Origin of the sequence: Sphingorhabdus sp. (genome assembly GCF_044357595.1) — a bacterium.
In the GTDB taxonomy this organism is placed as follows: Bacteria; Pseudomonadota; Alphaproteobacteria; order Sphingomonadales; family Sphingomonadaceae; genus Sphingorhabdus_B.
In genome coordinates, this window is record NZ_JBIKPH010000050.1 from 1 (window position 1) to 15,132 (window position 15,132).

17 protein-coding genes are annotated in these 15,132 nt (G+C 54.1%); 6 read left to right on the forward strand and 11 right to left on the reverse strand.

The features are described 5' to 3' along the window. Nucleotides 1-333: 333 nt before the first annotated feature. The 4 genes from ACIQ2T_RS06770 to ACIQ2T_RS06785 form a co-directional block, all read right to left on the reverse strand. Nucleotides 334-789 carry a biopolymer transporter ExbD gene (locus ACIQ2T_RS06770; protein WP_306064705.1) on the reverse strand — a complete coding sequence of 152 codons (456 nt, stop codon included), beginning with the start codon at nucleotides 787-789 and terminating at the stop codon, nucleotides 334-336. 21 nt (nucleotides 790-810) lie between these two features. Then, a complete protein-coding gene (locus ACIQ2T_RS06775; protein WP_315469991.1) occupies nucleotides 811-1,356 on the reverse strand; it encodes a biopolymer transporter ExbD in 546 nt (181 codons plus the stop codon). A 92-nt stretch (nucleotides 1,357-1,448) separates the two neighbouring features. Next, the gene (locus tag ACIQ2T_RS06780; protein ID WP_397590160.1) at nucleotides 1,449-2,204 is read right to left on the reverse strand and encodes a MotA/TolQ/ExbB proton channel family protein; all 756 of its coding nucleotides are present in this window, start codon (nucleotides 2,202-2,204) and stop codon (nucleotides 1,449-1,451) included. Between the two features lie 80 nt (nucleotides 2,205-2,284). After that, nucleotides 2,285-2,932 (reverse strand): energy transducer TonB, encoded by a 648-nt coding sequence (locus tag ACIQ2T_RS06785; RefSeq protein WP_397590161.1) that lies wholly within the window; start codon nucleotides 2,930-2,932, stop codon nucleotides 2,285-2,287. Nucleotides 2,933-3,067: 135 nt separating this feature from the next. On the opposite strand from ACIQ2T_RS06785, the gene ACIQ2T_RS06790 reads away from it, so the two are divergent. Continuing rightward, nucleotides 3,068-4,039, forward strand: a complete 972-nt coding sequence (locus ACIQ2T_RS06790; protein ID WP_315469994.1) for a hypothetical protein — start codon at nucleotides 3,068-3,070, stop codon at nucleotides 4,037-4,039. A gap of 65 nt (nucleotides 4,040-4,104) precedes the next feature. Here ACIQ2T_RS06790 and ACIQ2T_RS06795 read toward each other — a convergent pair whose 3' ends face one another. The 3 genes from ACIQ2T_RS06795 to gluQRS are packed head-to-tail and all read right to left on the reverse strand — an operon-like array spanning nucleotide 4,105 to nucleotide 5,806. Further along, on the reverse strand, nucleotides 4,105-4,686 hold the full coding sequence (locus tag ACIQ2T_RS06795) for a cob(I)yrinic acid a,c-diamide adenosyltransferase (protein WP_315469995.1): 582 nt from the start codon (nucleotides 4,684-4,686) through the stop codon (nucleotides 4,105-4,107). Nucleotides 4,687-4,695: 9 nt separating this feature from the next. Beyond that, nucleotides 4,696-4,923: an HIG1 domain-containing protein gene (locus ACIQ2T_RS06800; protein WP_315469996.1), complete on the reverse strand. Its 228-nt coding sequence runs from the start codon at nucleotides 4,921-4,923 to the stop codon at nucleotides 4,696-4,698. A gap of 43 nt (nucleotides 4,924-4,966) precedes the next feature. Continuing rightward, the gene (gluQRS, locus tag ACIQ2T_RS06805) at nucleotides 4,967-5,806 is read right to left on the reverse strand and encodes a tRNA glutamyl-Q(34) synthetase GluQRS (protein WP_315477847.1); all 840 of its coding nucleotides are present in this window, start codon (nucleotides 5,804-5,806) and stop codon (nucleotides 4,967-4,969) included. A gap of 205 nt (nucleotides 5,807-6,011) precedes the next feature. Here gluQRS and ACIQ2T_RS06810 point away from each other — a divergent pair, with 205 nt between their 5' ends. Next, complete coding sequence (locus ACIQ2T_RS06810) at nucleotides 6,012-6,596, forward strand: HNH endonuclease (protein ID WP_315469998.1); 585 nt, start codon at nucleotides 6,012-6,014, stop codon at nucleotides 6,594-6,596. Nucleotides 6,597-6,600: 4 nt separating this feature from the next. On the opposite strand, the gene ACIQ2T_RS06815 is transcribed toward ACIQ2T_RS06810, so the two are convergent. Together ACIQ2T_RS06815 and ACIQ2T_RS06820 are read right to left on the reverse strand one after the other, a co-directional pair. Continuing rightward, a complete protein-coding gene (locus ACIQ2T_RS06815) occupies nucleotides 6,601-7,140 on the reverse strand; it encodes a (2Fe-2S)-binding protein (protein ID WP_397590162.1) in 540 nt (179 codons plus the stop codon). 97 nt (nucleotides 7,141-7,237) lie between these two features. Continuing rightward, the gene (locus tag ACIQ2T_RS06820; protein ID WP_397590163.1) at nucleotides 7,238-8,002 is read right to left on the reverse strand and encodes a class II aldolase/adducin family protein; all 765 of its coding nucleotides are present in this window, start codon (nucleotides 8,000-8,002) and stop codon (nucleotides 7,238-7,240) included. Between the two features lie 255 nt (nucleotides 8,003-8,257). Between ACIQ2T_RS06820 and rpsU the strand changes: the two genes are divergently transcribed. The 3 genes from rpsU (at nucleotide 8,258) to ACIQ2T_RS06835 (ending at nucleotide 10,509) form a co-directional block, all read left to right on the forward strand. Then, a complete protein-coding gene (gene rpsU, locus ACIQ2T_RS06825; RefSeq protein ID WP_125231027.1) occupies nucleotides 8,258-8,464 on the forward strand; it encodes a 30S ribosomal protein S21 in 207 nt (68 codons plus the stop codon). A gap of 111 nt (nucleotides 8,465-8,575) precedes the next feature. Then, the gene (locus ACIQ2T_RS06830) at nucleotides 8,576-9,223 is read left to right on the forward strand and encodes an FKBP-type peptidyl-prolyl cis-trans isomerase (protein ID WP_397590164.1); all 648 of its coding nucleotides are present in this window, start codon (nucleotides 8,576-8,578) and stop codon (nucleotides 9,221-9,223) included. Nucleotides 9,224-9,435: 212 nt separating this feature from the next. Further along, nucleotides 9,436-10,509 carry a VacJ family lipoprotein gene (locus tag ACIQ2T_RS06835; RefSeq protein ID WP_397590165.1) on the forward strand — a complete coding sequence of 358 codons (1,074 nt, stop codon included), beginning with the start codon at nucleotides 9,436-9,438 and terminating at the stop codon, nucleotides 10,507-10,509. Between the two features lie 12 nt (nucleotides 10,510-10,521). On the opposite strand, the gene ACIQ2T_RS06840 is transcribed toward ACIQ2T_RS06835, so the two are convergent. Next, nucleotides 10,522-11,784 (reverse strand): NRAMP family divalent metal transporter, encoded by a 1,263-nt coding sequence (locus ACIQ2T_RS06840; protein ID WP_397590166.1) that lies wholly within the window; start codon nucleotides 11,782-11,784, stop codon nucleotides 10,522-10,524. Between the two features lie 64 nt (nucleotides 11,785-11,848). Further along, on the reverse strand, nucleotides 11,849-13,372 hold the full coding sequence (locus ACIQ2T_RS06845) for a fumarate hydratase (RefSeq protein WP_315470005.1): 1,524 nt from the start codon (nucleotides 13,370-13,372) through the stop codon (nucleotides 11,849-11,851). Between the two features lie 684 nt (nucleotides 13,373-14,056). Here ACIQ2T_RS06845 and ACIQ2T_RS06850 point away from each other — a divergent pair. Further along, nucleotides 14,057-15,132: ribonucleotide reductase N-terminal alpha domain-containing protein (locus tag ACIQ2T_RS06850; protein ID WP_397590167.1), on the forward strand; the 1,076-nt coding region annotated here is incomplete at its 3' end.

Consider the following 15,132-nt stretch of genomic DNA (forward strand, 5'->3'; position numbering starts at 1 on the left):
GGCGCATTCAGCACGGGTGACCATGCTCCCGGCGAAACGGTAGACCTTGCGAGCATCAAACGGCAGGCCAAGCGTGCGGCCATATTGATGACGCGCTTAACACACGGGAAATAGCATTCGGGGATAGCCACAGTCGGGTACACCTTGGCGTCTCGTAACCTGCGCGTAGCCTTAGCAGACACAGTTGCCATTTAGGAATTGGCGTTTCAAAACCCTGTAGCAACATATCAGCCACTCTGCGTAGGAGTCCAGCCCTGCGGGAGTTTAACTCATACAAAAAAGGCGGCGCATCGCTGCACCGCCTTTTTGTTGATCAGTTTGAACCGTTAGCGACTAACGCCCCTCACGCGCAGCCTTGCCGAAGACGCGGTATTGTTCGTTTCCGACAAAACCAAACTTCGTAATGCCACTGCGCTTAACAGACACCAATGCTTTATCAACGGTGTCATACGGCGCCGTTGGCGCTGGCTGGAACTGAAGCTCCGGCTCAGGGCTCATTGATTTCGTCCGGACCAGATACTGCTCCATCTGCTGCAATGTAATCGGCGTACCGTTCCATTGAATAGTGCTATCCGGAAGGATGATGATCTTGTTGATAACAGGATCAATCGGGACCTCTGGTGGAGGTGCGTTAGGATCATTGACCGGAAGGTCGATGTTAACGGCGTGCGAAACCGGGGGGATGGTGATCATCAGCATGATGAGGAGAACGAGCATGACGTCGATCAACGGCGTCGTGTTCATTTCCATCATCGGCTGGCCATCATCTTTACCGCCACTCATTGCCATGATGTTTGTTCCTTAAATTGCTTACTGGACATTCGCGTTTTCGAATGGCGACGAAATGAAGCCAACGCGAGCGAAGCCAGCCATCTGCATGGTGTAAATCGCACCACCGATACACCGATAAGGCGTATTGATGTCACCCCGAATATGCGCCTCTGGCAGCATATCAGGCTCAATCAGTCCGGCAGCGGCAGCTTCTGGGCCACCCAGCTTTTCAAACTCAGCCTTCAAATGCTTCGCAGCACGATCCACTAATTCGGTCGAATCGACCGGCGTGATATTCCAGTAAATACGACACTCACCATTCGGGTTTGCACCTTCATAGGCTGGGTCACCTGGATCACGTCCAGCAACATCAGTTGTAGTCACCGACAACAAAACGTTTTCACGCTTTGCCTTGGTTGGCTCGAACTTGATGACCGGAATATCCATTTTCACTGATTGGATCGAAACTGGAATTGCAATGAGGAACACTATGAGGAGCACCAGCATGACGTCGACAAGCGGCGTCGTGTTAATGTCAGACATTGGCGTAAAACCGCCGCCGCCACCTCCTGAACTGATTGCCATTGGCCAATCCTCTCTAAATAAATTGGGTAAAAATCGAGCGCCAGCGTCATGCTGGCGGATGGGCTGCGCGCAAACGCAGCCTTCACCCAATATTACTTCTTAACGGCTGCGGGAGCTGGCTTACCTGCTGCCGCAGCAGTTGGAGCTGGTTTCAATCGGCCATCCGATGACATGAAACCAATAAGCTCATTCGAGAAAACAGCCAGGCTGCTCGCGATTGTCTTGTTACGAGCCTGAAGCCAGTTGTAGGCAAGGACGGCAGGCACAGCAACGAACAGACCGATTGCGGTCATGATAAGCGCTTCGCCGACTGGACCAGCGATTTTCCCGATGTCGGCTTGACCGGCGATGCCGATTTTGATCAGCGCCGAGTAGATCCCGATAACCGTACCAAGCAGACCAACGAAAGGAGCAGTTGCGCCCACCGTTGCGAGGAAGGGAAGGCCGGTCGACAACTTGCTGTTGATGGCATCTTTCGAACGCTCCAGCGCGTTGTGGATCCAGTCATGTGCTTCACCTGGGTCAGTCAAAAGGCCATGCTGCTTTTGTGCCGCGATGCCGTCGTCGACAACTTGCCGATATGCGCTGTTCTTATCGAGCTTCGCAGCGCCTTCTTCAAGCGATGCTGCACGCCAAAATTGGGCACGCAGCTGCTTATACTGGTTCAACACCTTGTGCTGTTCAAACAACTTCGTGAACATGATGTAGAATGAGAAAACCGACATGATGACCATCACCGAGAAAATCGCGATGGAGATCGGGCCGCCTTCTTTAAGTGCAGGAATGAGGCCGAATTGCGCGGCGGCCTCAGGTGCGGCACCAGCCGCGGTCAAAAACAAAATCGACATTTTAACTACCTCTCAAAAAACACTACTTACTAGCAAAAACAACCCGGTGCGAAGGTTTCCAATCGTGCCGAGCCACAAAATTATTTCGGTATCTGCCACCGCACACGGTTCGAATAGGAACCTTGAACGGGCTCACCGTTGCGTACGGCCGGCGTAAAGCGCGCACGGCGCTTAACATTGGTGCAGGTTGCTGCGTCGAGATCGGCATGACCACTCGATTGAGTAACCGAGCAATCAATAACCTTGCCATCTGTCCCGATTGTAACCCGGAAGCCAGTTGTTCCTTCACGCTCCTGCTGCAGAGCGCGCGATGGGTAATCGTTCGTATTCGCCCAGTTGCCCACATTACCCCGTGGCTTGGCCTCAGCAGTAGGACCTGCTGGCGGTGGAGGTAGAGCTGGCGGGGCCGCTGTAGGGACAATCGGCGCCGCAGGTGGCGGCGTGTCGACAGTACGGATAGTTGGCGGCGGCGTAACCGTTACCACCATCGGCGGAGGCGAGACAACCGGAGGCTCGATCTGCTTTTCAGGCTCGGGCGGTGGCTCTTCTTCTTCGGGTGGCTCTTCTTCTTTCACGTCGACCACAGTCATTTTTTCCTTGATGGCAATGACCGCATCATATGCGAGGCCAGTCACCAAGGCATAACCGAGAAAGGCGTGAAGAAGGAGTACAATGACGACAGAAACCAAACGGTTCGTGCCCATCCCATCTTGATCTGCATATGCCATGCGGAAACAACTCTCCTACCTTCAAAACAAAACAGTATATTAAAGAGGTATATCTTCAGATGCCTCTTATTTACCCGTGCGATATCGAAAACTCTTTTTTTTGCTCGATTCCACGGGTCATTAGCCAACGATATCATGCCAAGCAATCCAGATTCTGCAATTCACCTACAATTCATGGACAGTACGGCTTTATGCTACAATATGATGACCGTGGAGTCGCCGTCAAAGGGCGGCCAAACAAAGGGAAGTTTAATGCGATTAATGCACGCGAGAATAAGTTTGTTTTTAATTTTTCTGGGACTTGGCGCCGATGTATCAGCGCAAAACTCGATTGTCTCCCCAGCGGAATTTAGCATTGAAGCTGAACAAGCAAGCTATGCAGACATTGCCGATTTAGTGGTAATATCTTCTCTAATAATCGACGTTACGGTGCGTGACGTTAAAAAAGTTTCCGCAGACCAAGCCGTCGGCGTACCTACGACGCTCCAGCGCGTGCTCGTCAATGCTGACGTTATGGCATTGATTCGCGGCGATGGCGGAACCACTCCGCGCGTACGTTTCGTTCTTGATATGCAAAAAGATACGAAGGGGAAAATTCCGAAATTAAAAAAGCTGCGCATGTTCCTGTTCGGGCGACAAGTCGTCAATCGTCCAGGCGAGATCCAGTTGTCGCGCCCGAACGCGCTGGCATCATTCAGCCTCAATAACGACGCGCTGGTGCGTGATATCACGAAAGAGGCCGTTCAATTGAATGCGCCGCGGCGCATTATGTCAATTGCAAACGCCTTTCACAGTGTGGGAACCATGTTGGGCGAAGGCGAAACGCAGATATTTCTCAAAACGGATACGGATCAGCCTTTGACCCTGACCGTGCTCAGTCGGCCCGGCCAGCAAAAACAGTGGGCGGTATCGACAGCTGAAGTCATTGACGCCTCGGCAACCGCGCCGCAACGTTTTACGTTATTATGGTATCGCCTCGCGTGCGGGTTGCCCCATGTTCTTCCCGCCGACCGAATCGAAGCGGCAAGTAGCGAGATTGCAGGACGGGCCGAGGCTGATTACCAATTCATTTTAGACGCACTCGGGCCGTGTGGTCGCAAACGATAAAGAGACAGAAGCTCAGCGATTACCATAAACTTAAGAATCGTAAAACTGACCCTTGAAGTTTGTTGTCAACGCGATGCGCCCGGCACCCACAGAATGTCGCCGCCACGCGACGCGTTAATCAACCTGCATAGTGTAAAAAGATAATCCGATAAGCGGTTGAGATAATTCAGCGCCTGCGGGTTAATCGCCACATCAAGCGATGCTGCGACCAATGCACGTTCCGCACGGCGCGTAGTCACCCGCGCCATGTGCATATACGCAGCAGGTACGCTGCCACCCGGCAGGATGAAACTGGTAAGCGGCGGAAGTTGCGCATTAGCATTATCAATCGCCGCCTCAAGCCATTCGACCTGTGACGCAACTATGCGCAATTCCATAGGTGAGGGCTCAAAACTCTCTCCTGGCGTCGCGATGTCGGCGCCGAGGTCAAACAAGTCATTTTGAATGCGGCGCAACTCGATTACCAAGGGCGATTGACCTTCATCGGCGGCGAGCGACTGAATTGCTACACCAAGCGCAGAGTTTGTCTCATCAACTTCGCCAATGGCATGCAACCGCGACGCGGTTTTCGAGACGCGTGAGCCATCGACTAACCCGGTGGTGCCGTCGTCTCCGGTACGTGTGTAAATCTTGTTCAACTTGACCATAAGACGGGCTTACTGCGATCCGGCAACGAGCACCAATATGGCGATCAGTGCAATGGTGATCGCCTGCCACTTCACGCGCGCAAACATCATCTTGTTCTGCACCGTGAGTGACTTAGGCAGACCGGCTTCATCCACGTCCGCCGGACGCAAGTTCGCAAAAGCGTGCAGCCCGCGGATAAGCGCGAAGGCGACGGCGCCCGCCGCGCCAATGATGAGGAGAACCAACAATATTGTCATTAGGAGAAATCCTTGTCCGAGGCCAATACCCCGCTGAGCCTATCTAGGCATCAGATAACGAAGTTCCAAGCATAAGCGTTCCTTGACGCAAATTATCAATAAGTTTGGGCCCGTTTTCACCGGCCCAGCGCCTGACAGATAAAGCAGGCGATGACTTGCTCTTTGCCAGCTTCTCCCCGTTGCTATCAAGCAACAGCGGATGGTGCCAATACACTGGCTCCGGCAGATCAAGAAGATGCTGAAGCAGCCGATGGACGGCGGTATAGGCAAACAAATCTTTGCCGCGGACCACGTGCGTAATGCCGCTGGCGGCGTCATCTATAGTTGCGGCAAGATGATAGGAAGCCGGCGCATCCTTCCGCCACAACACCACATCGCCAAAAGCCATGGGGTCGGCATATTGCTGCCCCGCCGCCAAATCTGTCCATGTTAGGGACCCTGCCAAAGCGCACGCCTTTGCCATATCCAATCGCCATGAAAATGGAGCGTTGCCTTCAAAAGGATGCGTACGACAGGTTCCGGGGTAATGCGGGCCATCTGGGCCATGCGGCACTGGCTTATGCTTTAATGCTTCAGCGATATCGCTTCGCGTGCAGCCGCAGCGATACAATAAACCGACCGAAGCTAAACGGTCGCGGGCTGCCGCGTAACGCGCAATGTTCTGAGATTGGAACTGCGCGTCCTCATCAGGCGCGAGCCCAAGCCAATCCATATCCGAGATGATAGCTTCAATATGCTCCGGCCTACTGCGCGTACCGTCAATATCCTCAATGCGCAGATGGAACGCACCACCAAAAGTCCTAGCAAAATCATGCGCACAAAGCCCAGAAAAGGCGTGCCCCAGATGTAGCTGCCCGTTGGGACTCGGCGCAAACCTCGTCACTACCTTGCCATGCGGACTGGTAATTTGAGGCAAATATTGATCTACAAAGTCCCGCGCCGCCAAAAAATTATCCCCAATTATACTATATCCGGTGCCTTTAACCCCTTGACGTCACAATATGTGCAAATAGGTTGGAAAGTGTCAGATTGCTGTAATGCTGATACGCTTAAAGCATGTATGACAAAAGAGGATTAGGGTTCTACTTATGTTGCATACCGGAACTTTCGAGGCCGCTGGCCGGGCTAGGCACCCGGAGAATTGCCCTGCGCTGGTACTAAACGCCGATTATACGCCATTAAGCTATTATCCGCTGAGCCTATGGCCCTGGCAGACAGCGATCAAGGCCGTATTCCTCGACAAGGTGGACATCGTTTCGAATTACGACCGGCATGTGCACAGTCCAAACCTGGACATGAAAATTCCGTCCGTCATTGCGCTGCGCCAATATGTGAAACCTTCGGAATACCCAGCATTCACCCGCTTTAACCTGTTCCTGCGTGACAAGTTTGAATGCCAATATTGCGGATCGGGTGACAATCTGACTTTCGATCATATCGTTCCGCGCCGCTTGGGCGGGATCACCAGTTGGGAAAATGTGACCACGGCGTGCTTGCACTGCAACCTCAAAAAAGGTGGCCGCACGCCGAAGCAAGCGCATATGCAATTGAATATGGCAGCAATCCGGCCAACAAGTTGGCAATTGCAGGACCGCGGCCGCGCATTCCCGCCGAACCATCTGCATGAAACATGGCACGACTGGTTGTATTGGGATATTGAGCTGCAGGGCTAATCCCTTACTCCGGCACCCTTAAGGCCGGCACAGCGCGTGCCGCGTCTTCCGGTGTTATGCCCGGCGGCGGGGCAGCAGCGATCCTTTCTTCGCCGCGCATCACACGGCCAGCGCGTTTGATCGCATCGCGCAAACGCGGGTAAATGCCGCACCGGCATAAATTGGTGATCGCTGCATCAATCTCGCCGTCGGTCGGATTGTTGCTTTTCTTCAGCAGCACCGATGCAGCCATGATGACGCCAGGAATGCAGAAGCCGCATTGCGGGACGTTGCTTGCGACAAACGCCTGTTGCAAAGGGTGGCTTCGGTCTCGGCTGAGGCCCTCAATAGTGGTGACGAAGCGCCCTTCAGCCTCAGCTATAGTCACAAGGCAAGAGCGGATCGATTCACCGTCGATTTCGACCATACACGCACCGCAATCGCCGGTACCGCAACCATATTTGGTGCCCGTCAGGTTAGACGCATCACGCAACGCCCATAACAATGGCGTTTGCGGGTCCATTTTGTACTGAACGGGACGGTCGTTGACGGTGAATTTGGTCATGGTCTCCCGTTACCCGTCCCTAACCTCCTCCGCAAGCGGGAGGGGAATGTCGTTATCGCCAACGTTCCCTGCGAACGGGTGATGTTTCAGGCCCGAATTAATCCCGCCAGCTTTTGTCGATCTGTTCAGCTTTGCGGACCATAGCGTCAAATTCAACGCGGCCCGACCCACCGGGGGGCGACGCCATATACAAATCGCGCTGGTGCACGGCGATGACTTCAGGCGACACCGTTATCGGTTTGCCCATTTGAAGTGTCGCCATCTGATGCTCGCAAGCCCGTTGCAGCGCCCAATATTTGATAAATGCATCAGGCAGCGTCTTGCCCATAACGACAGGGCCGTGGTTGCGCAGCATCAATATCCGCTTGTCGCCCAGATGTTCAATAAGGCGCACCCCTTCTTCCTCACGCACCGTAACGCCTTCAAAATCATGATACGCCAACTGCCCCATGAAGTTGCAGGCATAGAAATTCACGGGCTGCAACCCACCTTCAAGGCTGCAAACGGCCACAGTCGCGGTGGTATGGGTGTGGATGATCGCATGCGCGTCGGGCAAAGTCCGGTGAAACAGGCTATGCTGGACAAAGCCCGCCTTGTTCACGTGCCATGGATTGTCGACGTCAATCTTGTTGCCATCAATGTCGATTTTAATAAGGCTCGATGCGGTTATCTCACCGAAGTGCATGCCATAAGGATTAATCAAAAACGCACCGTCTTCGTCAGGCACCTTGACCGTAATATGGTTAAAAACCAGCTCATCCCAACCAAACATCGCAAATATCCGATAACAGGCAGCAAGCTCCTGCCGCGTAGTCCATTCCGCTTCGCTATATTTGCTGTTTGACTTTACCTGGGTGGCCATGCGCTCTCTCCTACTCATTCGTTGCGTTGCATTATGAAACGAACATTGCGCGAGGGCAAGTGTTAGGCGATAGCAAGAAGGGCTGACAAACAGCAACGGCGCCCATAAAAGCGCCGTTTCCGCTTGATATTTAGGACCGACCTATTTAGAGGGCACAGCAACACGCCGCCTGTGAACGCGGCGATTTTCGTTTTTAGCCTTTCAAAGTGGCCGTTTTAAGCCATTTTGCCGATTCGATGCGGAGTTGAGTTTTTTATGCAAATCATGGTTCGCGACAATAATGTTGATCAAGCCCTACGCGCGCTTAAGAAGAAGTTGCAGCGTGAAGGCGTCTATCGCGAAATGAAACTGCGTCGTCATTTTGAAAAGCCATCGGAAAAGCGGGCGCGTGAAAAGGCTGCTGCGGTGCGGCGTGCCCGCAAGATGGAGCGCAAGCAACAGGAACGTGACGGGGCGAAATAAGCCTTTGCGACTTGTTACAAGGAAGGCGCCTTTTACCGGCGCTTTTTTTGTGTCTAGAATCCGCGCTGCTTTCTGCTAGTCAGCGTGCAACTTAGCCAACAGGAATTTTGTATGTCTATAACTGCCGTTCCGATCCAGCCGATCAAAAAAGGCTCGCTCACCAAATATTGGGCCGCGATTGCGTTGGTTCTCGCCGCCGGTAGTGGCCTTGCGTATTGGGGAACCAACGACGTACGGCAGGAATTCGGCGACGTCGTAACGACGCCGTCAGGCCTGCGTTATAAGATCATTAAAACCGGCGAAGGCCCAAAACCTTCCGACAATGACGTTGTTTTGGTAAGCTACAAGGGCATGTTGAAAAACGGCACCGTCTTCGACCAAAACCCGCAAGCCGGCTTTCCCGTCACCGGCGTGGTTCCTGGCTTTTCCGAAGGCCTGAAGATTATGCAGCGCGGCGGCAAATATCGCCTCTGGATCCCAGCCGAGCTTGGGTACGGGCTCGAAGACCAACGCAACCCACAGACGGGCCAGGTCGCCATTCCTGGCGGCAGCGAGCTGACCTTCGACGTCGAACTGCTTGAGTTCAAATCTCGCGCCGAAATAGAGGCCATGCAAAAGCAGATGCAGGAGATGCAGAAGCAGCAAGGCGCAGCTGCCGGTGGACAAGGTGGTGGCGAACCGCAAGGCCTGCCTCCTGAAATCCAGCAACAGATTGATGCGCAGATGCAGGCTCAGCAAGGGCAAGGGCCTGCGCAATAGCCCAGTGCAAAACGGTTTGCGCTCGCACAGACGCCATGCTCGTTAAATTAAAAAATGGTGTTGCAATCGGAAACGACGCGCGAGGCCATACAGAAATTGTTCATTTAATTCGAAGTAACCCGCATATTGTAGGCCGTTCGTAGCGGTTTTGAGACGACGGCTTATCTTTGGAGAGGCCTTCGCTCTTCGGATATCATTAGGAGGGGCAGCAGTTGAGCATTACCAATATTGTGGTTATTGCGATACTTTCCGGTTCGCCGCAGTGTCCCCCAGTGCGCGATTTAGGCAGCGCCGTGGAAGTGGTAAGCGTCGCATCAGCCGTCAGCGTGCCAACTCAACTACCTCTTGAGCACCCCAGCCGCAATATCGCCGTTGATACTGCGATAACTGGCTCGGGAGCTATCACCAATACAACGCCCTCAACAACGACCGAAGCGCAACCAACTGCGGCAACGCCAAGCGAGACAGTCGTTGCGCTCACCAAGCCGACGGCGGCAATTGATATGGCAGCGCCGGCCGCCATCGACCTTAACACGATTGTCGTTACTGCAAGGCAGGGTCCGCCACGTGGCGATCCGATTGCCGTCGTGAATGAGGTATCATTCGTCGCTGTGCAAGCTGTCGATGAAGCCTTTGTCGCGCCCGTTGCTTATGGGTATCAGAGAGGCTTGCCTGAGCCGATCCGAGACGGAATACACAACGCTCTGAATAATCTCGACGAGCCGATCGTGCTTCTGAACTTCCTGCTTCAGCTCAAAATTGCCAAGGCTGTAGAGACCGTGGGACGGTTCACCATCAACTCGACAGTCGGTGTTGCGGGGCTGTTTGACGTTGCCGAGAAAAAGCCTTTCAAACTCCCGCGCCGGTCCAATGGTCTTGCCGACACTTTGGGCTATTATGGCGTCGGTCCCGGACCGTATCTGTTTCTGCCTTTAATCGGGTCCACCACCCTTCGGGACGTCGTCGGACGTATTGCTGATCTTTCGCTGCTTCCGGCGGCCGTAGGCAAGCCTTTTACAAATCCATTGGTATCAGCAAGCAAGGGTGTGCTCTCTTCCATCGACGACCGCGTTGAGAACGACGAAATCCTGACGCGCATTCAGCAAAGCGGGAACCCTTATGCCGCGATGCGCGAATACTACTTGAAGAGGCGGCAGGCAGAGATTGATGTCCTGAGGGGCAAAAGGTGCAACGCGGATATCAATCTTGCGGATCTAGAGTTTATGGATTCGTTGCCCGAGGCCAAGAAGCCAAGCAAGAAATCGCCTGCACCGCCTAAAAACTAGGCGTTTGCAAACTTACAGCGCGGCGAAAAATATGATCGTTGCGCCCGCCATCACGAGGGTTGCAAACCACCCGGTAATCGTCGCGCGCGGTCCTAATGTGAGGCGCCCCATCGCGCGCGGATTGCGGACAATAAGCATCATCATGACCATTAAAGGCGCGGCAAGGACGCCGTTGACAACCGCAGCCCAGTAAAGCGCGCGCGCAGGGTCGATGCCTACATATTGCAAGGATACGCCAAGCATCGTTGTGACGGCGATCGTTCCGTAAAACAATCGCGCCTTTGTCGGCTGCGCATCAAGGCTAGAGGCGATTCCAAACATTTCGGTCACCGCATAAGCCGCTGATCCCGCTAACACTGGCACAGCAAGCAGGCCAGTGCCGATAATACCCAGAGCGAACAGCGCAAAGGCAAAATTTCCGGCAATTGGGCGCAATGCTTCGGCTGCCTGCGCCGACGTTTCAATGTCACGCACGCCATTGGCATGGAGCGTCGCGGCGGTAGCAAAGACAATTGCCAGCGAGACAATCGAACTGAATCCCATACCCGTTAGCGTATCGATTCGAATGCGTTTTAGCTCCGGCCCTGCGTCCTTTGGCGTGATGCACAATGGTTTTGCCTTATGTAGTTTCTGCTCCTCAATCTCCTGACTGGCCTGCCAGAAAAACAGATAAGGGCTGATGGTCGTGCCCAATATCGCGACGACAGCGGTTGCGTAAGCACCCGTATACTCGATCCGCGGAACCACCAGCGAGGTAAGTGCCTCTCCCCAAGGGACATGCGCCACAATCACAACGGCAACATAGGCAAAAAGCGATAAAGTCGCCCACTTAAGAACCGACGCATATCGCTCATAGGACAGCCAAACCTCAACGATTACGCAGAAGGCGCCGAACAACAGCGTGTAAAGCCATAAGGGGCCACCAATCAGCAAACCAACCGCCGCGCCCATGGCCGCCAAGTCAGCACCCAGATTAACGATGTTGGCAATCAGCAAAAGCCCGACCATCAGCACAAGCAAAGGTCGGGGATAATGGCGGCGCAAGTTGCGCGCGATCCCTGCCCCAGTCACGCGCCCGATTTGCGCGGCGACCTCCTGAATGGCGACCATCAACGGAAAGCTGAAAAGGAACGTCCAGCTTAACCCGTAACCAAATTGCGCGCCTACTTGGCTATGCGTGCCGATGCCCGAAGGGTCATCATCTGCCGCACCGGTGATCAGTCCGGGTCCAAGGCGGGATAAGAAACTTTGGCGCTGTGGTGTATCCTTTGGCATGCCTAGCGATAACAGGCGCAGTAGAGACCAATGTCAACCAGCGACGCTTTAAGACGCTTAGCCTCTAGGCCCCTTCCAACAATCCTTCATCCTTGATCCGCTTTTGCCAATAGGCCGGTGCCAATTGGTGGACGTTGTTGCCGTCGCTATCGACCGCGACTGTCACCGGGAAGTCCTGCACTTCAAATTCGTAAATCGCTTCCATGCCCAAGTCGGCAAAGCCAACCACTTTACTGCCTTTGATCGCACGTGCCACGAGATAGGCTGCACCACCAACTGCCATGAGATATGCGCTTTTGTGCTTAGCAATAGCTTGGGTGGCGGCCGGGCCGCGCTCGGCCTTACCGACGCATGCGAGCAGGCCTTGCTCAAGCATCATGTCCATGAACTTGTCCATGCGCGTGGCAGTTGTTGGCCCCGCTGGCCCTACGATTTCCTCACCCACCGGATCGACGGGTCCGACATAATAGATCATCCGACCTTTGAAGCTGACGGGCAACTCCTCACCCTTAGCGAGCATATCAGCGATCCGCTTGTGCGCTGCGTCGCGTCCGGTTAGCATCTTGCCGTTCAGCAATAGGCGGTCGCCTTGTTTCCAACCGGCGACAACGTCTGGCGACAGCGTATCAAGGTCAACCCGAATGGCGGCCGCATCCGGCGTCCAATCGACCTTAGGCCATTCGTCCAATTTCGGCGCCTCAAGATAGGCAGGGCCACTGCCATCAAGTTTGAAATGCGCGTGGCGCGTGGCGGCACAGTTGGGTATCATCGCCACTGGCTTACCCGCCGCGTGGCAAGGCGCATCCATGATCTTTACATCCAAGATGGTCGAAAGCCCGCCAAGTCCTTGCGCGCCAATGCCAAGCGCGTTGACCTTGTCAAAAATCTCAATGCGCATGGCCTCAATGTCATTTTTCGGCCCGCGCGCCTTCAGTGGTCCCATATCGATGGGCTCCATCAACGCTTGTTTGGCCAGCAGCACGCAATGTTCGGCTGTGCCGCCAATGCCTATACCCAACATGCCGGGCGGACACCAACCAGCGCCCATTTGCGGCAGCATCTCGACCACCCAATCGACGATATTGTCCGAAGGGTTCATCATCTTGAACTTCGACTTATTCTCGCTGCCGCCGCCTTTGGCAGCCACATCGACCGACACTTTGGACCCGGGCACCAGATCAACATGCAAAACGCACGGCGTGTTGTCTTTGGTGTTACGGCGCGTGAACGCAGGGTCAGCGAGCACCGAGGCGCGTAGTTTATTCTCAGGGTGCAAATAGGCGCGGCGGACGCCTTCGTCGATGACGTCCTGTAATGATGCGGAAGTATTCTCCAAATGGCAGTCCATGCCCCATTTTACGAAGACATTGACGATGCCAGTATCTTGGCAAAGGGGCCGATGCCCCTCTGCACACATTCGGCTGTTGGTCAGAATCTGCGCGATGGCGTCTTTGGCTGCTGAAGATTGCTCGGCCTCATAAGCGTCACCCAGCGCGCGGATATAATCCATGGGGTGGAAGTAACTGATATATTGCAACGCGTCGGCGACGCTCTCGATCAAATCTGCATTGCGGATGATTACGGTCATATTGGCCCCTGCATTCTAGATATGCCAAACCATTAACGTGCTACTCCACCTATTCAAGCGCCATTCGGAAGCGAACCGTCCAAGAACTACGCCGTCGCGCATATGGCTAATGTCTTTGCCTTCTACCGCAGGTCAGTTGACCATGAGGCAGCCGGACCGGGCGCCGCAAATCCTACCTTGCAAGCACGGGGGTAACATCGGATCAGGGCCGCCACGCATTATATTCATTTTGGTCGAAAAATATTTGCTTGGCGCGATTTTTCATCTTGCGCTGTGCATATTACTTAGAAGATCCGTGCGTCGCTGTACGGCACTACGTCTTTGGCTACGACGAACGGAATCACATTAGCGACGAGTTGAGGTCCTAATTTTTAATTTACCCTCTTGCGTCTCAAAATGAATAAGGCACTATAGGTAGCGGTTGGCAACAGGGGGCGTTACCACAATTTGTGCTTCAAGCTGCAGGATGCAATTCTGTCGGCATGGGGATTTTACCCGTCGATAAGCTGGGGACAAGTTAAAATACCCCCCTGATTAAGGCCAAAGAATGTTAAGAAGGAGTTTCGCGCCCTGAGTCGAACAACATGGGAACATCGGTTTCCGTAAAGATACAGCAGGTCGCTGAATGCCGGATAACCGGCAATCAGCTTGGGGTCGCCGCAATGAATGGAGCTACAGGTTAAAATGGATTTCAGGGACACAGGCCAAGGGGCCGACGACATGACCGCAGGAATGATGACAGAAGTGCTTGAAAAGGTAGCTGAGGCGGCGAAAGCGGAGATAGCTGAAACCAAGAAAGGTGCCTCCAGCAATACTGTCGACGCGCGCCGTTTTAATGTGGTCACCGATTCGTCGCGTGACGCGTTACTGACCGAGTTCGGCAAAGACACGTTGCAGGACCGGTATTTGTTGCCAGGTGAGAGTTACCAAGACCTGTTTGCGCGCGTTGCATCCGCCTATTCCGATGACGAAGCGCACGCGCAGCGTCTGTATGATTATATCTCGCGCCTTTGGTTCATGCCGGCAACGCCTGTATTGTCGAACGGCGGAACGGGTCGCGGCCTGCCGATCAGCTGCTATTTGAATTCGGTCGACGACAGCCTTGAAGGCATCGTTAACACATGGAATGAAAATGTCTGGCTTGCTTCGCGCGGCGGCGGTATCGGAACCTATTGGGGCAATGTCCGTGGCATTGGTGAGCCCGTTGGCTTGAACGGCAAGACAAGCGGCATCATTCCTTTTGTCCGCGTGATGGACAGCCTAACGCTTGCGATTTCGCAAGGCTCGCTGCGTCGCGGCTCAGCAGCTTGCTATCTTGATGTCAGCCACCCCGAAATCGAGGAGTTCCTCGAAATCCGGAAGCCATCGGGCGACTTCAACCGTAAGGCGTTGAACCTGCACCATGGCGTCCTGCTTTCCGACGAGTTTATGGAAGCGGTGCGCGCTGGCGAAGAATTCAACCTGCGTAGTCCAAAGACGGGCGAAGTGCGTAGCACGGTCGATGCAAGGTCCTTGTTCCAGAAGCTTGTCGAAACCCGTCTTGCAACGGGCGAGCCATATATTATCTTCAGCGACACCGTGAACAACGCGATGCCAAAGCATCACCGTGATCTCGGCCTTAAAGTCTCGACTTCGAACCTGTGTTCGGAAATCACCTTACCAACTGGTCGTGACCATTTGGGTAATGACCGGACAGCCGTTTGCTGCCTGTCGTCGCTCAACCTTGAAACATGGGATGAATGGAAGGACGACAAGGTCTT